The organism is Dolichospermum sp. UHCC 0260, from assembly GCF_009711985.1.
GTDB lineage: Bacteria > Cyanobacteriota > Cyanobacteriia > Cyanobacteriales > Nostocaceae > Dolichospermum > Dolichospermum lemmermannii.
In genome coordinates this window covers 1-23,811 of the sequence record NZ_VIKZ01000012.1, presented here as the reverse complement: position 1 = coordinate 23,811, position 23,811 = coordinate 1, and the positions used below count along the sequence as shown (strand labels likewise).

Below are 23,811 nucleotides of genomic sequence, written 5' to 3'. Positions count from 1 at the left end.
CCCTTGTAGAGACCTTCCATGGAACGTCTCTACGATCTTTTTCGGAGATGTCTAATATATCAGTTAGTTTTTCGTCACCTGAAAATCTGCTTTGTAGAATCTTTCCTAAATTAATCTATTTCTCTGCTTAATCTTAGAAAAATAGGAATTACGCAAAATTTGGCTGAAAACTCTCTTCTTGCGTAGCGATAATTTATGAATTACCGCTACTTGTGTTCTATTTTGTTTAATTCCTAAAAAACTAACATCTAATTAGGGCTTGCTGAATAATTAATTTCAACAATCCCTAACGAACCTCATTCAAACTCTCGATTTGCTTTGTAAACATCTCTGTAAACAAACTCATCACTGTCCGTTCTTCCCGGACTTTAATATTAGCAGTAATAGACATCCCCGACTGTAAGGATATCTTTCTCTCTTGATTGGTGAGACTTAATTGTTGTTTATCTAACTTGATTTTGGCTGGGAATCTATAAAATTGATGGTTTTGATCTGGAGGTAAAGCATCTGAACCGATATCAATTACTTTACCCTTAATATCACCAAATTCACTAAAGGGAAAGGAGTCAATTCTCACATCTACATTCATTCCTTTCCTCACAAAACCAATATCTTTATTGGTGATGAAAACTTCCGCTATTAGACTATCTTTAGGGACAATTTGCAGTAATTTTTGGGTAGAATTAGCAACAAAACCGGGATTTTTAGCTTGTAAATCAAAAACTACACCTCCCACTGGAGCGCGAAGTTCTTGATATTTAACATTTAATTGTGTTTGCGATATTTTGCTATTGACATCTGCTAAACGCTGTTCATTGTCTAAAATAATCTTCATGAATTGACTATCAATTTCCGCAATCCGTTGTTTGTTACTACCTATTTTCTCCAAAATAGTCTTATCAGAACTAGCAACTGTATTGGTTGATTGCTGTTTTCCTTTATCAATATCGAATTTTAGACGTTTTTCTTCTTCTTGTAATTGTGATATTTCAGCTTTGAGAGTTTGTACCTGTTGTTGTTGGTTAAGATATTGAAGTTTAGAAATACCACCTTCTTCAGCTAAGGTTTTAAGACTAACTAAAATCTGACTTTGAATTGCTAAACCATTTTTAGTATCTTGGAGTTTAAATTCTGTTTGAGAAAGTTGCTTTCTGGTTTTTTCAACTTCCAACTCTGCGGCTTTGGAACGAGATGCTAATTCTGTTTTCGCAACTGCTAGTAGTTGTTGTTCATCAATTCCTGTCCCTGCTGCTCCCGGTAAATTTCTTAATTGAGAACGTAATAATTCATTTTCTGCTACTAAGGAAGCGCGACTTTTGAGCAGAAAAGCTGATTCTCCCGGTAGTTTACTGCGTAAAAATGCTATTTCAGCATCTATTCCGGTACTTATCAATAATTAGCTGAATAACTAGAGGATTAGCGAGGGCTGCTAGTTGGACGAAGAAGGAAGCAATAAATACTTCTATCAGCACCCGACGGTAACGCGACAAATAGGGAACAAACCAAGATAAACCAAAGCGTTCTTTAGGTGTTTCTTTAGTCGCGCTCAGTAATAAAATTCTAACTTGTGGTTGTAAGTTAGCGTCATCAGTTTCTAATTCTTCTACCAATTGACTAATTTGGCAGTTGATAATACCTTGAGATGGCAAACCCAAAACTACTGTTTTTCCATCTACTGCATAGAGAACAGCAAAACTGTCACGATAGCGAATTAATGCTGGGGTAGGAATCCGATTAATGGAAACAGCGGGAACATCAACTAGCTGAGATTTAAGTCCAATTAGTTCCGATAAATAAGCGCAAACTTGAAAAGATATACTCCCTTGACGCTTAATTTGGTCGGTTAAAATCCGCCGCACTACTTCTTTCCGAAAGGGCATTTCTAAATGCTTGGATAGCATTTGAAAACAAGCCAGACTAGAATCTAATTCTCCTTGTCCCCGGAAAAATGGATAGTTTTGATTTTTTAATGGCTGGTTTGATGTGGTGGGGGGAACAAATTCTGGTTCTTGGGCGTAGGGAATTTCCGAATCTACGCTGCTATCTGATATAGTTTCTAATGTTTCTGATTCGATGGAAATACCATCAAGTAGTGATAGATCTTGAGGATTAATGCCCAATAAACGAACAGGAATGTTGCCCTTAACTTCAATTACGTCGGTTTCTAGACGAGAACCAGGTGGGAAATTGGGTAGGGAACTACGACCACTCACAAACCAAATGCGATCGCTGTCTAATTCTCTTAAGGCGGTTTTTCCTGGTGATAAATAATGAATTTTTGAATCTAATTGAGCCTGTTGGGTAATGTCTTTGAGGTTGTGATTTACTAAAGCTTTTTGTGCTACCTGGGAACTCAAAATATCAAAGATCTCAATTAGGTGACTTTGATTTTGACGAGCTTTAGCGAAGGCTGGATTGCGGTTGATAAATTGCAAATAATCTGCGGCTTTCCAGGTTAAACAGATTACTTCTGTGGAAGCTATGGCAGTTTCACAAGGAAGCTCACGTAACCAAGAAATTTCGCCAATTGTTGCCCCTGGTTGGAGTAATTTTAATGTAATTGGTAATTGGTTTTGGGGATTATATCCCAATAGTCTGACGTTACCCTGATGAAGAATGGCGATCCTTTCTGGTAGTTGTTCTTTACCAATAATTTTTTGTCCTACACGATAACGTAAAGGCTGGAGAATTTGTGATGATAAGAGGTTGTTAATTTCCTCTTTTGATAATTGATCAAATCCTTCAATACTAGCAATGAATTCTTCAAAGTTACTCTGAATATAAGTCATATTGATTGAGTTAGTTATTTCGCTTTGTATTGGCTAAAAGGTTGATATTTGGCGATTTATACGGTCTGAATTTGAAATTTTTGTTCTGTCATTTGTGTTTGTAACCACTGATTAAATCGTTCATTTAGTAACCGTTGTCTTGTGGAACGATCTAATTGGGCTGGGAGTATTTTTTCTAATCGGACAATTACTATCACATTATTAATTTGAGTTGGTGGTGATAGTTGTTGTGGTTGACTTTTGGCAAGGATATTTACCAATGTAGGATGGAGGGATTGTAAATCTATTGGTCCGACTAAGCCATCTGTTTGCGATTCGGGACCTTGAGCATATTCCCGCGCTAATTGGGCAAAGGATTGTTCACCCTCTTGAATACGAAAGTAAATTTCCTGAGCGATCCCAATTTCTGAGGTGGTAATTAGGGAATAAATCACCCTATCTAACTGGCTTTTGCGTTGGAAAAAGTAGGAGTTTAAATCCCCTCCCCAGGTTTCCTCTTTAAACTTTTCTAGTTTTAATTGTCGTACCGCCATAATTTTCAACTTTTGGAAACTTTCGCTCTGTGGTTCTAGTCCCTGATATTGTTGGGCTAATTGTTCGCAGGCTAGTTGTTCTTCTTCTGGGGTACAGACAATTTCTGCGATCGCTTGATCAATGAATATTTCTTTGATTAATAGCGGTAATAGCTGATATTCCGATAATAACGATAAAACCTCTGTGGACTGGAAGATGCGATCGCCTAATTGTAGAACTTGATTCATATTGCTTGTGATCAGGTTTGTTGTCATTGTTAATTTCTTTTGAAAAGATAATATAACTAGATTGTCACTAAGTTATATTTTGGTTAAATTATACAATTTATTACAACTTTACTCTGGATTGGTTTCAGTGTAGTATTTAAATACTAATTATTTGCCAATTACCAAAAGTTGATTTTTTGAATTTAAGTAGGTTGGCGTTAAAAATTGTCGTTATGACAAGGGAACAGGGAAGAGGTTTTGGGTAACTTTACTTTTTGTTATATATTACTCTTCGAGAAGCCGCTCCGCGTCTACGGTTTTTTCCCGTTCACCTACTTAGTCACAGTGTTGATATTTGGATATTATCTTACCAAATTACCATAAATTGATAAATTTGTCATATCAAACTTATTTACTAGGGAATGGGGCATAATGACGAATTAGCAACCTAAATTAGATAACCAGTCACCTCGGTTATTGCGGACTCTTCATTTACTAACTAATCTTCAAAAATCAATCCAGCCTGAGAAATAATTACAACACCTAATAAGTTAATACAGGACAAAATTATATAAAGGGTAAATTTAATTTCTCTAAAAGGGTAAATATAATCACAAAAATACTGTAAGGGCAAACCCCCCGTGGTTGCCCGGAATTGTGGTTGCCCAAAATCGGAGACAAACTTAGTTAACGAAATTTGCTAGGATTTAGACGGCTGGGAGCTTGGCGTGTGGTATTGGTATTACGTCTAATTTCTACTCCATTTCTCAGTTTTCCGCCTGTACCACCGTCTTTAGGATCAAGATAAGGTTTCAAATTAATGCCCTGTTTAGCAGAACTCACCTGATTTTTACCACCTAAAAGCGTTTGTCCCAGGCTATATAAGCTATCTCCATTACCTCTGTTACGATTGGTGTAGGTATTAACGGCAATAGTCTGTTGTCCACTATCAGCGGTAGTTAGGTTTTGGAATACACTATTGCGAATAGTATAGGGATCTTTACCACGGGGTACTGTCAAGACAATTCGACAATTGGGCTGAGATTCAGTGGTTACACAGATAATATTTTCGCTATTTTCTACAGCTATTTGTAATTCTTGTAATCCATCGGGGCGATATAATTCTAAACGGCTGGCGATCGTTTCACAACGTCTTTGAGCATCCCAATTCCCGCCTAAAGTTTGAGGTGCAGCCCAAGCAAAATATTGTCCAGGTTGACTTTGGGGCTGATACATGACCGTAGGTTGTCCATTCTTATATTGACAACTAAACCTTTTACTACTGTCAACTGTGGTGGAAGTTGGTATGGTGGTTGATGAGCCTGATGGAACTGTAGTAGAACCTGATGGAACTGTAGGCACAACAACTTGAGCAAAAGCTACAGTATTACCAAAAAAGACAGAACAACCAAGACTACTCAACAATAAAAACCGAAGTGATTGTAATGACATAAATATAACCTCTGTTAGAAACAGGTAAATAGCTGATATCTCTATTGACGGAGAATATATTTTTTTGATTCATTGAAAAGCCTGTTTTTTTATTTTTAGCATACATAGCAGAAACCGCTACAAGCTACGAAGGATTATCAGCAGCTTACAGCGGTTTCTTGATTAGGTTGTAGTTCAATACAAAAATAATAGAAGTGGACTTGACAAGCAATCAATTAAATTCGATTTAAATCACGCTTCCGTTCTATAAAACTTACCCAAAATTACCAAAGTCTAGACACATCTGGACAGCGATAATCTTAGTGTTTATTTTCTGCTTCATCGCGGTCTTAGAATGACTTCTAAGAGGTTTGCCCGCTCCACAGACAATCTCGGTAGAACTTACCGTTTCTGACCGTAATTCCTAAAAGGAACCCTTATTTTCAATGGTTAGGCAATTTTGGCTGCGAGTTCCACACCTCCAATAACAATTTGGTGAGATTTAGGCGAAAAAACTTTGATAGGAAGCTACAAGAAAAAATTGATTGCCGGGACACTAGAGCAGGAGGCACAAACTCTAATGAAAAAGTTTGGATTTAAGGTTTGACTTTTAACCTTTTTGTACCATGCCCTTAATCTAGCACGAGTTTTTTGATTTATGTTATCTGTTTACTAAACTTGAAATTCATTAATATATTGCAACAATATTGCCTCTATATCTACGCCCCTTCTTTAGCTGTTTTCTATCTTATGAGTGATTTCATAAGTCAAATCGGACTGCTACAAATAATGATCATGAATAGGATTATAAACATACTAAAGATTAAAAGTATAAAATTATGACAAAGAGTCTCCCTCTAGAAAGTCCTTCAATGTCGAGACGACAATTACTCAATTTTCTTACAGGTGCAGTTGTTGCTACTACAGCCACTGGTGTATTGTATCCTGTGACTAAATTCTTTATCGCCCCCACAGAAGGAGGTGAAGATGGTTCTATTTTAGCTAAGGATATCAAGGGAAATCTTATTCCTTCTAGGCAGATTTTGGCTGAATCTCCTGGTACTCGTGCGTTAGTTGCGGGTTTAGCAGCAGAACCTACTTACCTAACAATACAGTCAGATGGCACTCTGCACCCTTGGGGAATTGTTGATAACTGCACTCATTTGGGTTGTACCTTTCCTTGGAATCCCAATGACAATCAATTTCAATGTCCTTGTCATGGTTCTCGCTATGATGCTGACGGCATAGTAGTACGAGGTCCTGCACCTCTTCCTCTCAAGCTTGTTAGTGTGAACTTGGAGGGGGAGTATATCCGCATTTCTCCCTGGACAGAAATTGATCCCCGGACTGGGCAAAAACCCTGGTGGGTTCACTAATTATTTTTCAGCGATAAATTAAGTTAATTCTCAATAATATGGGGATAAAAATAATGAAACTTTCCCAGAAAAATCTTCAGCAAATAATCACTTATGAAAATCCCACGTTTTTTAACTGTAATTTTATCGAGTTTCTGCATATTTATTTATGCCTTTCTTGGTGTTAGCTATGACTCATCAGCCGTAGCATTGCCTTTATCACCAACGCAGAAAATGGCAATAATAGATACTTCTAACGCTAAAGAGCAAACAATGGTGGATAATTACCTCAAATCCATACCTGCAAACTATTACACCGTAGGGAAAGTGGAAGAATTGCAACAGTTGTTGAAACAAGATAATATTTTTCTGGTGGATGTCAGAGAGCCTTCTGAGTATATATCGGGTCATATTGGTAATGCTATCAATATTCCTCTACGGACATTGGTGCAAAACCTCGACAAGATTCCGAAAAAACAGCCTGTAGTAGTTTACTGTTCCGCTGGTTATCGTTCCGCAATGGCGGTTATGTCTTTACACTTGTTGGGTTATGAGAATGTGCGAGGTTTCCCACCTAGTATGAATGGTTGGAAAGCTGCTAGTACAGCACTGCAAAAATAACTCACCATTAAAAATTCCTAAAAAGCCTGTTGAATCTGCTTTTTTAATGATTAGTTTTTAACTTATTCCCGACTAACGTTATATTAGAGGTTTTATAAGTTATAAACCGATGGAAATCATTATTGGTTGGCTATATCCTAAGTTGATGAGTACCTACGGCGATCGCGGAAATGTGATCACTATTCAACGCCGCGCTCAATGGCGGGGGTATAATGTGATCGTATTACCCTTAGACCAAGACTCCACCGCTGAGGATATAAAATCAGTAGATGTGATTGTTGGTGGGGGCGCACAAGACCGTCAGCAAGAAATTGTCATGCGGGATTTACAAGGGGCAAAAGCGGAGGCAATGCGTGATAAAATCGAACATGGAACGCCGGGAGTTTTTACCTGTGGTTCTCCCCAATTGCTAGGAAATTATTATGAACCAGCCTTTGGACAAAGAATTGAAGGTTTGGGAATTTTGGATTTAGTTTCTATTCATCCTGGTGAAAATACGAAAAGATGTATTGGTAACTTAGTGATAGAAGTTACAGCTTCACGATTGGCACAGGAAATAGAAGCAATGACAGGGACAAAACCTTATTTAATCGGGTTTGAAAATCACGGTGGCCGGACGACATTAGGGCAGGTGGAAGCTTTGGGGCGTGTGGTGTATGGTTTGGGGAATAATGGAGAAGATGGCACAGAAGGAGCGTTTTATCAAAATGCGATCGCTACCTATTCCCACGGGCCATTATTACCCAAAAATCCTTTCGTTGCTGATTGGTTAATTCAAACGGCGTTAAGGCTGAAATATCAACAGGAAATCAAACTGTCACCAATAGATGATACCTTGGCAATGCAAGGACGGGAAGCGATGTTAAAACGGTTGAAAGTGAATTCACCCAGTGTAGCTGGAGTTAGTTAGAGAATTCCACAAAAAAGATGATCCAATTTTGTAGGATGGGCATCTTGCCCGTCCTTGTGTTGTTAGCGGGCAAGATGCCCGCACCACAAGAGATTTTGGGATATTTTTTTAATTGGAAGTCTCTTAGGAAAATAGGTAATGGGTAATGGGTAAAAGTTTAATCATGCAATTACCAATCACCGATTACCAATTACCAGGTTAATAAACTACATTATTTTTTTATAAAATAAGAACGATTTTCGGTAAAATGTCTGATAAGTTACTATAGAAATCCGAAATTGTTTAGTTAGTCATTATTTTAAATCTGTGCAACTTCCTTTCGACTCCGCTCAAGGTAAACCTTCTTTCCCAGAATTTGAAAATCGCTCAAGTTACCACCCCAATCAGGGTTTGCGAAAATTACTCAATCGTCTTGTCATCAAAATGCAACGGGATGAACTGATCAGACAAACGACAAATCAACTGCGAGAATCACTCCAGGCTGATCGGGTAGTATTGTATTATTTTTATGAAAAATGGCAAGGGCAGGTAACATTTGAATCATTGAGTGCTGATGAATATTCAATTCTCGGTTCTACAGGAGCAAGCGATTGTTTTAACCATGAGTATGCTGCTTTGTACTTAGAAGGACGGGTTAGAGCGATCGCTGATATAGAATTAGAAGCAATTCAGGATTGTCACCGTGATTTTCTTCGCAGTATGCAAGTTCGCGCTAATTTGGTAGTACCAATTTTGATACCAAGAGGATTATGGGGACTATTAGTAGCACATCATTGTCAAAGTTCCCGTAATTGGACTGTAGCAGATATTGAACTAATGCAAACAGCAGCGCGAACTTTAGCCACAGACTCTAACATTTTAAAGAGTTAAAAATCAAATCCATTAATTCATCCGCGTTTATCTGCGTTCATCTGCGTTTAAATCATTTAAATTCCCAAATTTAGGACTCCACCATCCTTTTGCAGTATGAAAATAAGCCACATCCTTATGTTTGGTATCCTTCCATGAATCCTGACCAGAACACCGCAGCATAGTTTTATTTTGCCCATCTTTGAGGTAACTGTATTCCTCCAAAGGTTTCTTGCATACAGGACAGGGATATGCAGTGATTTTTGCTGAAGGTTTGGGAGCATTTTCATCTGCAGATGTTTTAGTTTTCGGTGCTTCCCACTTTTTGTGAAAATCACTCCAAAATAGCACAATGTTTTCGCAACCACTCACACATTTAAGAAAGTATTTCTTTTTAACTTTACTGCTGGGAATTTTCGCTAAACAGTTCTTACAATCAGGACAACGAGTTTTTGAAGTTTCATATTTACGCTCAACAAAATTATCGTTTTTACCTGTAGTTGATGAATTAACAACCACAGTTTTAGCTTTGGAAAGTGCAGGAACAAAATAACTTTGATTCCAAGTAGTTAGGTAATGTTGCCAAGAGTTTTTTCCTTCAGAAATTGCATCTAAGGCATCTTCCATTTTAGCAGTAAATTCCGCTTCTAATAAATCTGGTAAAGCCTTTTGTAAAAATTCATCAACTTCTAAACCCAAAGCTGTGGGTTGAAGATTATCTTTTTTCAACTCCACATAATTGCGTTTCTTTAAAGTAGCAATTGTCGGAGCATAAGTGCTAGGACGACCAATGCCTTTACGTTCCATTAATTGGACAAGTTTGGGTTCGCTATATCTGGGTGGTGGTTGGGTTTGTTTTTGGTCATGTCCAGCTTTGGCTAAAGTTAGGATTTGTCCCTGTTGCAATAAGGGTAAAACTGCATCTTTGCTAAGATTCAGCCAATATTTTGCATAACCGTAAAATTCAATTACCTGCCCTCTAGCTTGCCATAAGATATTACCTGATTTCGTAATTACCAGAGTTTTACGAAGTTGTGCTGGACGACATTGGGAAGCGATCGCTCTTTTCCAAATCATCACATATAGGTTAAACTCATCTTCAGGTAATTCTGCCCGCAATTGCACCGAAGGACGAAAGACATCTGTGGGACGAATAGCCTCATGTGCTTCCTGAGCCGTTTTACTACTGCGCTGCTTGGCTACTTGCTGGGGGACATTCTCAGGGTCATTTTGTTCCAACCATTGACGCGCACTAGCACAAAATTCAGGACTCAACATCACTGAATCGGTTCGCATATATGTAATTAATCCTGCCTCATATAGCTTTTGTGCCACCTGCATGGTTTTGTCAGGGGAAAATTTCAACTTTGAACCGGCAGCTTGTTGGAGGGTAGAGGTGGTAAATGGTGGAGGGGGTTGACGATAAACCAGTTTCCCTTCTAAGTGAATAATTTGATGTGGATGACGTTTTGCTTCCTCAACTAATCTGTTTGCTTCTGCTTCCGAGAGAACGCGCTGAGATTCGGGTTTTTCTGGGTTGTTACTAGCTGCATCATCATGAGTTTCTGTTTCTGGTTCTGATGTTTCTTTCTCAGTATTTGCCGTACCTTTGTAAAAAGCCCGAAATCCTTCTTGATAATCTACCCACACACTCCAGTAATCTTGGGGAACAAAGGCCAGAATTTCTCTTTCGCGCTGACAAATCAGGTGTAATGTGGCGCTTTGAACTCTACCTACGCTTTTTGCCCCGTTATTTAATGCCCAAACAAGGGGACTACCTTTGTAACCTACCAATTTATCCAGACAATCTCGACATAATCCTGCACCAATTAAATTAGTGTCAAGTTTTCGGGGATGGGCGATCGCATTCCGCACCGCTGATGGTGTAATCTCTGTATAAACTACTCGTTTGGGGTCTTTTAATCCTAACGTTTCTTTAAGATGCCAAGCAATGGTTTCTCCTTCTCTGTCTGGGTCTGTAGCTAAAACTACTTCATCAACTTGCCTAACAGCGGCTTTTAATTGTTGAATTGTTTCTTTTGCCCGTTGGTCACGGGGGATATAATTGCAGCGAACAGTATTACCATCCATTGTAAATCCTAGTGAATCATCACCCTCATTACTGAGTTCGCGGATATGTCCACAACTAGCGCGGACAATCCAATCTGCACCGAGAATTTGACTCAGTTTTTTGACTTTTCCGGGAGATTCAACCACTAGGAGACGTTTGGGCATGGCGCTTGTTTTTTAGATGCTTTATCTAGGATAAAATAAATGGTAATATTTTTACAAGTTGTCTGATAGCGAAGCGTGGCGCAAGCCATATCAGGATTTTCAGGATTTGAGGATGTTCAGGATAATTAATTGAACGCAGATAAACGCAGATGAACACAGATGAGAAATGCTAATTTTGTACTTGATTAAACTAGGAAATGTTATAATCACGTATATACTCAATCATCTATCTGTCTATGCTGAAACCAGGAAAGCCATTAAAACAACGTCCCCAATATGTCGTAGAAACAGAAATTGGAGAAGGAGGGTTTGGTGTTACTTATAAAGCTAAACATCAAGAATTGAATTTTCCCGTTGTTATTAAAACTCCTAATAGTCGGTTGTGTAGAGATGCTAATTATCCTAGATTTGTGGAAGGTTTTCGCAAGGAAGGAAGAACATTAGCCAAAATATCTCAAAATCATCATCCCAATATTGTTAGAATTATAGACTTTTTTGAAGAAGATGATTTACCATGTTTAGTCATGGATTTTGTGAAAGGTGAAAATTTATATCATTTAATCCAAGATAAGGGCATTTTATCAGAATTAACTGCTATTGATTATATTAAACAAATTGCTGATGCTTTATCTCTCTGTCATCAAAATGGCACTATTCACCGGGACGCACATCCTGGTAATATGATTTTACGAGAAAATAGCAATACTGTAATTTTAATAGATTTTGGTTTAGCAGGAAATGTCAATAGTCAAAGTATTAATCAAGTTGCTAATTTAGCTTTTGCACCTTGGGAACAAATGTTAGAAACTGAAAAATCAGCAACTATAGATGTTTATACTTTAGCTGCTTCTTTGTTTTATTTGGTGACTGGAGATACCCCTATTGCATCTTTAGCGAGGAAGCTAAATAATCGGACTTTAATAGAACCGAAGAAATTAAATTCTAGAATTAGTGATCAATTAAATCAAGCGATTGTTAAAGGTTTAGAATTAGAACCTATAAACCGTCCGCAAAGCATGAAGGAATGGGTGGGTTTATTTCCTGGTTTAAGTAGTGGGAATAATGGTAATGAAGTAGAATTAAAATCAGATGTAGGGATGGATTATAATAAACTGCAAAACTACCTTAAAGCAGGGAACTGGAAAGAAGCGGATAAGGAAACAGAAAGGGTAATGTTAGCGGTTGCAAAACGGGAAAAGGAAGATTGGTTAGATGATAAGAGTATTGATAATTTTCCCTGTGCAGACCTTCGCACAATTGACCAATTATGGGTAAAATACAGTGATGGAAGATTTGGGTTTTCTGTCCAGAAACGCATTTATCAAGGTTTAGGCGGAACGAGAGAATATGATCTTGAAATCTGGAAAAAGTTCGGGGAGGAGGTAGGATGGAGAAAAGGAGGAAGCTGGTTGTGGTACAAGGATATTACTTTTGACAAAAAAGCGCCCAAAGGCCACCTCCCTTCACGCCCGGTGTTGTGTTCGGGTGGGGGTGTGTTTGAAGGAGAGACTCTTCTCTCGCGTCGAGACTTGTAAACTGTAATATTTAATGGTTACAGAAAATTATTAAGTCAGAATCAGGATAACCAGGATTAAAGGATGTACAGGATGGTAATTTTTAGATTGTTTGTTGGTGATGAAAGTTGTATTTGTCAGAATCAGGATAACCAGGATTAAAGGATGTACAGGATGGTAATTTTTAGATTGTTTGTTAGTGATAAAAGTTGTATTTGTCTGATAGCGAAGCGTGGCGCAAGCCATATTAGGATAACCAGGATTAAAGGATGTACAGGATGATAATTTTTAGATTGTTTATAATTATTTAAAGACAATTATTAAAAAAACATCTTGAAAATCCCAAAATACCCACACACCATCATCAAAAAACATCCTGAAAATCCTAGAATCCTGGACATCCTGATTCTGACAAATTAAAATATTAGTACACCACAAGTAAAACCAACATCCTGTAAATCCTAAAATCCTGGATATCCTGATTCTGACAATAATTAAAAAACGATACAATATTAATAATCCACTAACCCGAAATGGTAATGGTTCAAACCCCTATCAAAACGCTAACCCTTGACGAATTTCTCAAATTGCCAGAAACAAAGCCGGCAAGCGAATTTATTAACGGTGAAATCATTCAAAAACCCATGCCTCAAGGAAAACATAGCACAGTTCAAAGCGATTTTGTCTCTGCGGCTAATATCATTCTCAAACCCCAGCGTATAGCCCGTGCATACTCTGAATTACGCTGTACCTTTGGCGGTAGATCCATTGTACCTGATATTGCCGTATTCACTTGGGAACGCATTCCCCGCGATGAAAATGGTGAAGTTGCTAACACCTTTGCTATCCCTCCTGACTGGACAATTGAAATACTTTCTCCTGAACAAAATCAAACTAAAGTTGTTCGGAATATCCTCCATTGTCTTAGTCATGGTACTCAAATGGGTTGGCTAATTGACCCCGCAGAAAAATTAGTTTTTGTGTATTTTGCTGATCAACGTATTCTATTATTTGAACTAGAAACAGATAGCTTACCTGTTCCATCTTTTGCGGAGTCCTTTAATCTTACAGTAGGTCAACTTTTCGGTTGGCTAAATGAATAAATATTCGACATATTCTTTTATTTGAGTTAGAAGCATTAGTTAACAATCAACTACAAACTTTATGGATTCTCATTCCCCGTTATGTCAAATTATAGCCCATCGGATTATCACCAGTCCTCAAAAAAGAATTACCTTTGCAGAATACATGGATATGGTGTTATATCATCCAGAATATGGCTATTATTCTAGTGATGCTATCAAAATCGGATTTCGCGGTAGTGATTTTTTCACATCTGCTAGTTTAGGCGCTGATTTTGGGGAATTACTAACAAAGCAACTTTATCAAATGTGGGAGATTCTAGATAAACCTATCCATTTTGATTTGGTAGAAATGGGAGCAGGACAAGGTATATTAGCATCCCATATTCTCAATTATATACAGCAACAATACCCAGATTTTTTGGCAGCAGTCAAATATATTATTGTTGAAAAATCACAAAGTTTAAAACGAGAACAACAACAACGGTTACAAGATTTTGCTGTAGATTGGTGTAACTTGGAAGAAATTCCCTCCAAATCTATTAACGGCTGCTTTTTTTCCAATGAATTAGTAGATGCTTTTCCAGTCCACCAATTTACTTTAGCAGCAGGAGAATTGCGGGAAATTTATGTCACGATTGGGCAACAATCGGAGGAAGAAAATTCTGCTTTACCTTTCGACTCCGCTCAAGGTAAACCTCTATTTATGGAAATAATAGGAGAACCATCAACACCACAATTAGGAGAATATTTTAAGTTAGTGGAAATTGATTTAAGCCAAAATACTTATGAAAATGGCTATCGTAGTGAAATTAATTTAGCAGCTTTGAATTGGTTGGGTATAGTGGCAGACTGCTTGGAACGCGGGTATGTGCTAACAATTGATTATGGCTACCCTGCTCATCGTTATTATAACCCCAGGCGATCGCAGGGAACTCTCCAGTGCTACTACCAGCATCGTCATCATGATAATCCTTATATCAATATTGGGCAACAAGATATCACTGCCCATGTTGACTTTACAGCCTTATCATCTTGGGGTGAACGGTGCGGACTCAAAAACATGGGTTGGACTCAGCAAGGGCTATTTTTGATGGCATTGGGAATAGGTGAAAGGTTAGCTGCACTCTCCTCTCAACAGCAACCAATATCACAGTTGCTACAACACCGAGAAGGATTACACCAACTAATTAACCCAGGAGGACTAGGCAACTTTGGCGTTTTAGTCCAAAGCCAGGGACTAACTGAACAAGAAGCATCACAACCACTCCAGGGATTAGTCGTACCAGAGTAGAGATCAAAGAGAAAGGTTAAAAATCTCTTTAACAATCCTGTATTAGTCCTGATTGCACTAGCATAACAGAGATGACATTTAAGTCAAAAATCTACCCAAGAGAAATAATTATGAATGCTCATGATCTGTTAGTGCTAGTAACTCTACTTTCCCCCGGACTCTTACTTTCCGTCATCATTATGGTGACTTTTGCCGCTGGAGGCTAGTACCACTTCGCGGAAGTCAAAAGTTAAAAGTCATAAAAGTCATAAGAGGAAAGAGAAAGAAAAAGGAAGAGGAAACGGAAAGAACTTTTTTTATTTATTCTTTCACTTTTCTTTCTCCTGACTCCTGACTCCTGACTCGGTGACTTCTTCTACTAACAACTGACCACTGACAAAGGAACGTAAAACATGAAGGTGGCATTTCTGGGAACTGGATTGATGGGACTACCGATGGCTCAAAGGTTATTAGCTACCGATATAGAACTAATTGCCTATAATCGCACCCCAGAAAAATTAGAACCGTTACGGAAAGCAGGGGCGCAAATTGTGACAAAACCCCGCGAAGCCATCCGTGCTGCTGACTGTATCGTGCTAATGCTTTCTAACGCCGCAGCTATTTATCATGTACTTCTGACAGATACTTCTTGGCATACTTTATCAGGACGCAGCATCATTCAAATGGGGACAATTAATCCCTTAGAAAGCCAAGAAATCAGAGATACAGTAGTTGCGGCTGGTGGTGAATATATAGAAGCACCTGTCCTCGGTAGTATTCCCGAAGCTCAAACTGGCAAATTAATTGTCATGGTAGGTGGAGAGGAAGAACAATATCAGCGTCATTTAAAGTTACTCCAACATTTTGGCGAAAATCCTGTATATATAGGCGCTGTGGGTTCGGCATCAAACCTCACCCTGGCGCTCAATCAACTGATTGCTTCTCTCACAACTAGCTTTGCTCTGAGTTTGGCATATATCCAGTTGCAAGGCATTGATGTTGATTTGTTTATGCAGGTTCTGCGCGAAAGTAAACTTTATGCGCCTACTTTTGATCAAAATTTGCGGCGAATGTTAGATGGCAATTATAATAACGCCAACTTGCCGACAAAACAACTGATCAAAGAAATAGATTTATTTATCTCGGAAGCGAAATCCTTGGGTTTGAATCTCAACAGCATTGAGGGTGTAAGGCAAATCTTACACGCAACTATGAAAATGTCCTATCCAGAAGATGATTATTCATCCGTATTTCCAGCAATTCGGGAATGGGGTGAAGTCAGTGGAGGTTGAAAAAGAATGTAGAGACGTTCCATGGAACGTCTCTACAAAGAACGTCTCTACAAAGGTGATGACTAAAACGGGATGTCATCTGGATCGGGTTCTGGCGTAACTCCTACAGGGGATGGAGACTGCACAGGGGCGGGTTGATATGCCGGCTGAGAGGGCGCTACCTGGGGCATTGGGGCTGATGTCGGATAGTTTGATTCATAATTAGTCTGGCTGTAGGTTGGTGGCGCTACAGGGGTTTCATAGGCTGGTGTGGTTCTCGTGGCTGCTGGTGGTGAACTGGTATAAGTACCTTGTCCGATGGCGTGAATCCTTTGGACTGTTAATTCTGCGCGTTTTTCCTTAAATCCTTCGGGGCGATCAATTGTATTCATGCCTAAGCGCCCTTCAATAATAACGCGATCGCCCTGATGATAACTTTGGTGAATCTCTTTTGCTAAATTTCCCCAACCTACGACTTTTAAAGGATGCGTTGGATCTTCTGGTTTTGCTCCCGCGACATGAACGATCATTTCTGTAACTTCTAACCCATCTGGTGTGTGACGCAGTTGGGGATTATCGTAAATTTCTGCCATCAAAATACAACTGTTCATTGTCTTCTCCTGATTTTTAATACTTTTTCTCACGGTGAATTTCACCTCACGAGAAAAGTCAAGCATAATTAGTTAGGGCAATCATCACACGGATCATTGTTTTTCTATATTACACTTGACTAGAACGAGCATTATGTTTTGTCTGTATAGAGCAATTGTACTATATTACGGTCTGGACTGTGATTTATATGATTAATATGATTTATGTAATTATAGTAATTGGCGCTATATGATGGTGTTTGGTTAGGAGAAAAAGTTTTATGCTGAAGCGTATTTATATTGATAACTTTCGCTGCTTGGTAAATTTTGAGCTTAATGTTGACTCAATTAACCTGTTTCTTGGTGGTAACGGAGCAGGTAAATCAACTGTTTTTGATGTATTGAGGAAAATTCAAGCTTTTGTAAGAGGCGATGATAAAGTCGAAGGAATATTTAAATCTTCTGACTGTACACGCTGGCAAACTTCGACAATTCAGCATTTTGAATTAGAAATTGTGGGGAATGGTGGTAATTATAAATATGAACTTGCTATTGGTCATAATCAGGAAAATAGCCGTGTTGAATATGAACGACTATGGTTTGATAACCAACCGTTATTGAAATTTGAAATAGGTGAAGTTCAACTATTTGGAGACAATTATTCAGAGTCCATAAAATATTCGTTTGATTGGTCACAGTCAATACTACCAACATTGATGCCAAGATCAAAGAACACAAAATTGACTTGGTTTAAGAATAGGATAGAGCGATTCGTAATTGTCAAAATAGTTCCTAGTCTAATGTCTGATGAGAGTGAACAGGAAGAAACAAGACTGCTTTTCAGGATGGAAAATTTTGTTTCTTGGTATCGTTATATTTCTCAAGATCAGGGAAAAGTTGCTGAATTAATGACTATCCTGAAACAGGTATTAGATGGTTTTGTTAGTTTTAAATTTGAATCTAGTGGTAAAATTACAAGTCTACAGTTGCGATTTTTAGACAAGTATTATCGCTTTAATGAATTGTCTGATGGACAAAAAACACTGATTGTTTTGTACACGCTTATTTATTGCACTCAATCCGAGGATTATACCTTATGTATTGATGAACCCGAGAACTTTTTAGCGCTTCCAGAAATTCAACCTTGGCTACTTCAACTGTATGATTCTTGTGATGAAGGAAAACTACAAACTTTATTAATTTCACATCATCCTGTATTAATTAATTATTTACTAGCTTCACCTATAGGATATTGGTTTGAGCGCCAAAGTAATACACCTGTAAGAGTCAAAAAAATTAGTAATAAAGAGGCTGACAACTCTGGATTAGCCATTTCAGAATTGATTGAAAGGGGATGGCTATATGACCCAGCGTAGATTACAGATTACTATATTATGTGAGGATAAACAACAGGAGATTTTTGCTCGTCATTTCCTAAAAAAAAGAGGATTTACTGGAAATATTAAACCTAAAATCTGTCTAGAAGGAGCAGGTGAGCAGTTCGTTAGAGATAATTATCCTAAAGAAGTCAAAGCATATCGTAGCAAAAATTATCTTTCAGGAATGCTCATTGTTTTAATTGATGCAGATAAAAAAACAGTCGAAGAAAGACTAAAGCAATTAGATGATGCACTTCTAGAAAATGCACAAGAACTGCGTCAACCTCATGAAAAGATCGCAATATTTGTTCCCAAACGAAATATTGAAACTTGGATATATTATTTACAAGGTACAAATGTTGATGAACAAGCTGAAAAGCCATATCCCAAATTCGATAAAAATGAGTCTATTTGCAAACCCTATGTTGAGCAATTAGTCAACCAGTGTTATCAAGGTAATTTAGATGAGAATGCACCACCTTCTTTAAAAGCTGCGTGTGGAGAACTGCAAAGAATTTTGCCGTTAATTGGATAAGTTATAAATTCTCATTTTTTGCGAATTTATTGCTTCAATATTGAAATTGAGGCTGTGTTATTATTCATCATAAAATAAGTGTTAATTTAGTTTAACTCCCATATCTACACCATCACTTTTCAATTGTCCATCTTCCATGTAAATAATCCGATCAGCTATATCGAGAATGCGGTTATCATGGGTGACTAATAAGATAGTACAGTTTTGTTCTTTTGCTAACATTTGCATTAATTCCACCACATCACGGCCAGATTGTTTATCTAATGAAGCTGTCGGTTCATCTGCTAAGACTATTTTGGGATGACTGACTAAAGCGCGGGCTATAGCTACCCGTTGTTTTTGTCCACCGGATAAATTCTCTGGATAGGAATTAATATGTTCTCCTAAACCGACGTGTTCTAACATCGCTGTAGCTGTAGCATTAATATCGCCATTGAGATGATTTTCATGTAACTCCAAAGACATTCGCACATTTTCTTTGGCTGTTAAAAAACTCATCAAATTATGTGCTTGAAAAATATAACCAATTTGGCGACGCAATTTAGTTAATTGCCCTTTTTTTGCACCAAACATTTCCTGTCCTAATATTTGTAAACTGCCATTTTGGGCAGAACGTAAACCCCCCATTAATGATAGTAGGGTAGTTTTGCCCGAACCAGAAGGACCAGTCATAATGACAATTTCCCCCGCATTAATCTCTAAATTAATGTCGAATAATACTTGTTTTTGCAACGCACCTTTACCAAAATAATGATTAAGATTACCAACAGAAATAACTGTTTCTGAACTAGAAATAACTTCAGAAGGAATAGTTGTAACTTCCAATGACATAGTTCCTTACCTTTGCGTGAGATATAAAAATTGTTAGGTTAAAAAATATCCGCCGGATCAGCAGAACGGAGTTTTCGCATCGCTATTGCGCCAGAAACAGTACACATAATTACTGTTAAGAAAAAAACATTAATTGCCCGATCTACCTTCATATATATTGGTAAAAGAGTTGCGGCAAATGTAACTTGATATAACCCAAAAGATAGGAAAAATGCAGGTAAATAACCCAATGCAGCTAAAAACAATGCTTCTTGTAATAAAACTCGCAATAGATAATTATCAGTGTAACCCATTGCTTTGAGAGTAGCGTATTCTGGTAAATGATCAGAAACATCAGAATATAGCACTTGATAAACAATGACAATACCAACAATAAAACCGACTATTACACCCAAACTAAAAATAAACCCAATCCCTGTCCCCTCAGCCCAATAAGTTTTTTCTTTTTGGGCAAATGTTTCGGGAGTACCAACTTCAACAAAGGGATTTTTAGGATCTGGATTTAGTCCTATTTGTAGTTGTGCTTTGATTTTTTCAAGATCAGCATCGGGTTGAAGAGTAATTAACCCAACTTCAATTTGATCAGCTTTGCGAGTAGGAAATAATTGTAAAAACGTAGAATCACTAGTGACGACATTACCATCAGCAGCAAAGGAAGCACCATTTTGGAATAAACCCTTAACACTGACATTTTTGCCGCTTAATTCGGCGTTAAACTTCCCAGTTGCTCGAAAAGTACTGCCAATTTCTCCATATTCTGGACGACCAGCTTCATCAAATATAACTTGATTCAATTGTTTAAGATCATCTTTCTTTGCTTGCAGTTCAGGAAACTTTAAACCAGGTGCAGATGGATCTAGACCCCAAACTAAGATAGATCGATCTATTTTAGTTTGAGGATTGCGCCATTGTCCGGTACTAATGTAAATAGAACTGACTGATTTTACACCGTTGTAACTTAATGCTTGATAAAGTCTTTCTCTAGAAAAGCTTTTGACTGAAAATAGGGTTTGAAATTGAGGATTTGTTACTACTAAATCTGCTTGTAAATTGCGATGAGGTTGAATAGCAGAATCAAATAAGGCACTTTCAAAACCCATTTGAATAAATATTAGGATATCCGCAAATGCAATTCCCGCCACTGCAACTAATAGCCGCGTTTTTTCCTTCATCAACTGTCGCCAAGCTAGGGGCGTTTTCCGAAACATTTTATTAATCATGAGTTTTTTTATGCATTTTGATGAGAAATTAATTACAATTTAATTGCTGTTTGCACTTGTAAATTAGTTAAGCCGGAAACTTTTTTACTATCTTCAGGATTGAGGAGAATTTTTACTTCGACAATGCGACTGTCTAAATTTTCTCCTGGTTGATCACCAAAAATATTTTGGCGTTTGACTTGTAAACCAATTTGCTGGACTGTACCTTGTAATTCTCCTGTAAATCCTTGACTGGTAATTATGGCTTTTTGTCCTAATTTTATCTTACTAATATCAGTTTGATAAACTTCTGCTACTGCCATCATTGCGTTAGTTTGGGCAAAGTCAGCAATCCCTTCATCACCAATTTTTTCACCGACGCGAGTATGAATTTTGATAATTTGTCCCGTCATAGGGGCGCGAATATAAGCTGCTTCTAGTTCAGTTTTTGCCCGTTGCAAATTAGCGATCGCACTTTCTACTTCTGTTCTCGCTAATGCCACATCAACGGGACGAATTTCGGCAATACTATTGAGTTTACCTTGAGTTTCACTAATTTCTTTATTGCTAGTATTATTAATACGATTCAGGGCAATTTTAGCTTCTGATAATTGTTTATTAGCTGTAGTATTAATCCGCTTGAGAATAGCTTGGGACTCACTTAATGTCTGTTTAGCAGTTTCTACATTTAAACGTTTACTATCAATTACAGAATTAGAAATTGCCCCTTCAGAAAATAACTGTTGATAGCGTTGATATTCTGATTCTGCATTTTTGAGTTCTGCGGTTAGTTTATTAATAGTTGCTGTTTGGGCAATTCTATCTCCTTCCCATTGGGCTGATATGCGAGCAATATTTTCCGCTTGGGCTTGTTTATCTCCTGTATATTGTGCCTTGACTCTATCAACAATTGCGGACTGTTCTTGAATTTCTCCTGATTTAGCCCCGGCTTTAATTTGTGCAAGTTTAGCTTTAGCAACTTCTACCTGTTTTGTGCTTTGAATAACAGCATTTTTTAAAAGATCACGAGATTGTAAAATGGCAATTACTTGACCGACTTTAACATTAGCACCTTCTTTAACTAATACTTCCACAATGCGATCGCCATCCAATGCTAAAGGTGCAGATAATTTAATCACTTCTGTTTCTGGTTCTAATCTTCCTAAAGCAGTAACTATTTCAGCGATAGGAACAATTGGTTTTGATTCATTTACAGAGGTTTTACCCATTTGTCCAAAGTTGGAAACTCCATAAATAATAATTCCTACTGGAATCGCAGTAGCCGCAAGCATTAAACCAATCAAACCTGGACTTGGGGACTTGAACGACAGTTTGTAACTCATGTTAACTACCTCATCACAAAATAAATTTATCGGTATTTATTGGTGGTTAATTATTAATTTTAACCTCAGCTTTTTGCTGTAAATATGCTGTAATCATTTCTCCTAACAGCTTACACTGTTCAGGGAAATCAATGTTCTCATTACCCCATAATTTCTCTAAAACAACACCATTCACAAAACTCAAAACAAAAGATGCTAATACCACATCTTTAACACATAACAAATCACAGGCTACTTGCTGACATCGTTGATTAGCCCGTTTAAAAACAGTGCTATTACTCAACATTATTTTTGAGTCTTGATGTTGACAAAAATCAACCCATAGATAAGTCCATTTAATTAAATAATCCTCATTTTTAACAAGATATTGACCCAACGCTGCCATCAATTCTAATAAGTTATTTTTTCCTCCAAATTCTGTTAAAGCTGTAATGATATCCTGCTGACTAATTTCTTCCACCAATTGCTCAAACAAAGCTTGTTTGTTGGGAAAATAATGATATAGCGTACCTGTGGAAACCTTTAAACTCGCAGAAATCTGCCGCATAGTAATCGCTGCATAGCCTTTTTCAGCAAACAAATCAAAACATTTATTGAGTAATTCTTTACGGTATTGTTCATGATTAACAATTTTCGGCATAACAGCTATCGTCTCTATATCGAACGCTCGTTATATTAAATAATATAATAAACCTAAAGTCTTTGTCAAGATATCTTTACAAATTCAGATATCCTAATTCAATAGGATTTACGTATTGACAAGCTCAACCATGAGGTATGGGTTTCGGGCATTTCAACGTGATTTTGTGATGCTTTTTGAGCGAACTGCTTGCAGCAGCACTTCGCTATCACTATTGATCGGAAGTTAATCGCTAAAAACCTGAAATGAAGGATTTTAGTTTATGCACATTATAGTGAACCTTTACAGTAGTTAAGTCATATATAATGATAGGTTAAATAATAGATAGATATCTATGGTAATAATATCATATTCAAATACATCCGTTGTATACAAATAATTTGATCTAATGCTATGGTATAACCGGATGCAAGTGACTATAATCTCTTACTAATTGTCTAATTGTGAAAAAATCACACTGTACTGTCTGAAAATCTAAAATTTATTGTTCATGATTTTTGTTAATACATAAGTCACGGAGATTTACCTAGATGATAGAATTTAAAGCCCTGAATACATTAGATCAGTTACTTACTTACCGAGCTAAGGTACAACCTAACAGCAGGGCTTATACAATGCTCGATATTAACGGTGCAGAAGATAGTTATATTACCTACGGAGATATGTATTCCCAGGTGTTTAATATAGCTCAAAGATTATTGTCTGAAGGACTACAATCACGTAATGCGATTTTACTTTATCCACCAGGAATTGAATTTATAGTTGCATTCTTAGGTTGCCTTTATGCTGGGGTTTTACCTGCACCTATCCATATCCCAAAACGCAATCGTTCCAACAAGAAGATTTCAGATATTGTTTCTGCCACAGAAGCCTCAGCAATATTACTTCTTAGCAAGGATGAACAAGCTTTTCGGGATACTTTGAGTAAGGAAGAAAACTGGCCCAAGGATCTGATTTATGTACCAACAGACATGATTGTTGAGCGAGCAAACTCTCAGAACTTACCTTTACCGGAGATCAATGGATCAGCGATCGCATTCTTGCAGTTTACTTCTGGCTCAACTTCACTACCCAAAGGTGTGATGATCAGCCATGCCAATTGTCTCAATAACCTAGAGATGATTGTGGCAATGAGTCAGGCAAATTCTGATTCTACCTTCGTATCTTGGCTGCCACACTATCATGATCTCGGTTTAGTCGCCCATCTGTTGTGTAGCCTCTATA

Annotated in this window: 19 protein-coding genes and 2 pseudogenes; 11 read left to right on the top strand and 10 right to left on the bottom strand. The window is 37.6% G+C overall.

Features of this window, described 5'->3' with window-relative positions:
- Positions 1-286: 286 nt before the first annotated feature.
- The 4 genes and pseudogenes from FJR08_RS07010 to FJR08_RS06995 all read right to left on the bottom strand — a co-directional run.
- Positions 287-1,387 (bottom strand): annotated as a pseudogene (locus FJR08_RS07010) (HlyD family efflux transporter periplasmic adaptor subunit); the annotation flags it as partial.
- Positions 1,386-2,789 (bottom strand): annotated as a pseudogene (locus FJR08_RS07005) (cyclic nucleotide-binding domain-containing protein); the annotation flags it as partial. The pseudogenes FJR08_RS07005 and FJR08_RS07010, both read right to left, overlap by 2 nt.
- A 56-nt stretch (positions 2,790-2,845) precedes the next feature.
- Positions 2,846-3,550 carry a peptidylprolyl isomerase gene (locus tag FJR08_RS07000; RefSeq protein WP_168632676.1) on the bottom strand — a complete coding sequence of 235 codons (705 nt, stop codon included), beginning with the start codon at positions 3,548-3,550 and terminating at the stop codon, positions 2,846-2,848.
- A gap of 666 nt (positions 3,551-4,216) precedes the next feature.
- Entirely contained in the window at positions 4,217-4,981 is a 765-nt protein-coding gene (locus tag FJR08_RS06995) for a COP23 domain-containing protein (RefSeq protein WP_168632675.1), read from the bottom strand.
- Positions 4,982-5,799: 818 nt separating this feature from the next.
- Between FJR08_RS06995 and petC the strand changes: the two genes are divergently transcribed.
- The 4 genes from petC to FJR08_RS06975 all read left to right on the top strand — a co-directional run bounded on the left by petC (position 5,800) and on the right by FJR08_RS06975 (position 8,716).
- Positions 5,800-6,336 (top strand): cytochrome b6-f complex iron-sulfur subunit, encoded by a 537-nt coding sequence (petC, locus tag FJR08_RS06990; RefSeq protein ID WP_168632674.1) that lies wholly within the window; start codon positions 5,800-5,802, stop codon positions 6,334-6,336.
- Between the two features lie 93 nt (positions 6,337-6,429).
- The gene (locus FJR08_RS06985; protein WP_168632673.1) at positions 6,430-6,936 is read left to right on the top strand and encodes a rhodanese-like domain-containing protein; all 507 of its coding nucleotides are present in this window, start codon (positions 6,430-6,432) and stop codon (positions 6,934-6,936) included.
- Positions 6,937-7,045: 109 nt separating this feature from the next.
- The gene (locus tag FJR08_RS06980) at positions 7,046-7,846 is read left to right on the top strand and encodes a type 1 glutamine amidotransferase (protein ID WP_174783017.1); all 801 of its coding nucleotides are present in this window, start codon (positions 7,046-7,048) and stop codon (positions 7,844-7,846) included.
- Positions 7,847-8,152: 306 nt separating this feature from the next.
- On the top strand, positions 8,153-8,716 hold the full coding sequence (locus FJR08_RS06975) for a GAF domain-containing protein (RefSeq protein ID WP_323294500.1): 564 nt from the start codon (positions 8,153-8,155) through the stop codon (positions 8,714-8,716).
- A 27-nt stretch (positions 8,717-8,743) separates the two neighbouring features.
- Here FJR08_RS06975 and topA read toward each other — a convergent pair whose 3' ends face one another.
- Positions 8,744-10,930 carry a type I DNA topoisomerase gene (gene topA / locus FJR08_RS06970; RefSeq protein ID WP_168632672.1) on the bottom strand — a complete coding sequence of 729 codons (2,187 nt, stop codon included), beginning with the start codon at positions 10,928-10,930 and terminating at the stop codon, positions 8,744-8,746.
- A gap of 236 nt (positions 10,931-11,166) precedes the next feature.
- Here topA and FJR08_RS06965 point away from each other — a divergent pair, with 236 nt between their 5' ends.
- The 4 genes from FJR08_RS06965 (at position 11,167) to FJR08_RS06950 (ending at position 16,091) form a co-directional block, all read left to right on the top strand.
- Entirely contained in the window at positions 11,167-12,465 is a 1,299-nt protein-coding gene (locus FJR08_RS06965; protein WP_168632671.1) for a serine/threonine-protein kinase, read from the top strand.
- Positions 12,466-12,983: 518 nt separating this feature from the next.
- Positions 12,984-13,547, top strand: a complete 564-nt coding sequence (locus FJR08_RS06960; RefSeq protein WP_168632670.1) for a Uma2 family endonuclease — start codon at positions 12,984-12,986, stop codon at positions 13,545-13,547.
- A gap of 61 nt (positions 13,548-13,608) precedes the next feature.
- Positions 13,609-14,820, top strand: a complete 1,212-nt coding sequence (locus FJR08_RS06955) for a class I SAM-dependent methyltransferase (RefSeq protein ID WP_168632669.1) — start codon at positions 13,609-13,611, stop codon at positions 14,818-14,820.
- A 392-nt stretch (positions 14,821-15,212) separates the two neighbouring features.
- Entirely contained in the window at positions 15,213-16,091 is an 879-nt protein-coding gene (locus FJR08_RS06950) for an NAD(P)-dependent oxidoreductase (RefSeq protein ID WP_015078484.1), read from the top strand.
- Between the two features lie 62 nt (positions 16,092-16,153).
- On the opposite strand, the gene FJR08_RS06945 is transcribed toward FJR08_RS06950, so the two are convergent.
- On the bottom strand, positions 16,154-16,681 hold the full coding sequence (locus FJR08_RS06945; RefSeq protein ID WP_168632668.1) for a single-stranded DNA-binding protein: 528 nt from the start codon (positions 16,679-16,681) through the stop codon (positions 16,154-16,156).
- A gap of 260 nt (positions 16,682-16,941) precedes the next feature.
- On the opposite strand from FJR08_RS06945, the gene FJR08_RS06940 reads away from it, so the two are divergent.
- A complete protein-coding gene (locus FJR08_RS06940; RefSeq protein ID WP_168632667.1) occupies positions 16,942-18,036 on the top strand; it encodes an AAA family ATPase in 1,095 nt (364 codons plus the stop codon).
- Positions 18,023-18,574 carry a hypothetical protein gene (locus tag FJR08_RS06935; RefSeq protein ID WP_168632666.1) on the top strand — a complete coding sequence of 184 codons (552 nt, stop codon included), beginning with the start codon at positions 18,023-18,025 and terminating at the stop codon, positions 18,572-18,574. The genes FJR08_RS06940 and FJR08_RS06935 overlap by 14 nt, the downstream gene beginning before the upstream one ends.
- An 81-nt stretch (positions 18,575-18,655) precedes the next feature.
- Here FJR08_RS06935 and FJR08_RS06930 read toward each other — a convergent pair whose 3' ends face one another.
- From FJR08_RS06930 to FJR08_RS06915, 4 genes are read right to left on the bottom strand one after another with little or no spacing between them, the layout of a single operon-like run.
- Positions 18,656-19,405, bottom strand: a complete 750-nt coding sequence (locus tag FJR08_RS06930; protein WP_168632665.1) for a DevA family ABC transporter ATP-binding protein — start codon at positions 19,403-19,405, stop codon at positions 18,656-18,658.
- A 38-nt stretch (positions 19,406-19,443) separates the two neighbouring features.
- The gene (gene devC / locus FJR08_RS06925) at positions 19,444-20,625 is read right to left on the bottom strand and encodes an ABC transporter permease DevC (protein ID WP_168632664.1); all 1,182 of its coding nucleotides are present in this window, start codon (positions 20,623-20,625) and stop codon (positions 19,444-19,446) included.
- Between the two features lie 32 nt (positions 20,626-20,657).
- Positions 20,658-21,947 carry an ABC exporter membrane fusion protein gene (locus FJR08_RS06920; protein ID WP_168632663.1) on the bottom strand — a complete coding sequence of 430 codons (1,290 nt, stop codon included), beginning with the start codon at positions 21,945-21,947 and terminating at the stop codon, positions 20,658-20,660.
- Positions 21,948-21,993: 46 nt separating this feature from the next.
- Positions 21,994-22,587 carry a TetR/AcrR family transcriptional regulator gene (locus FJR08_RS06915; protein WP_168632662.1) on the bottom strand — a complete coding sequence of 198 codons (594 nt, stop codon included), beginning with the start codon at positions 22,585-22,587 and terminating at the stop codon, positions 21,994-21,996.
- Between the two features lie 530 nt (positions 22,588-23,117).
- Between FJR08_RS06915 and FJR08_RS06910 the strand changes: the two genes are divergently transcribed.
- On the top strand, positions 23,118-23,811 hold a 694-nt coding region (locus tag FJR08_RS06910), incomplete at its 3' end, for an AMP-binding protein (RefSeq protein WP_168632661.1).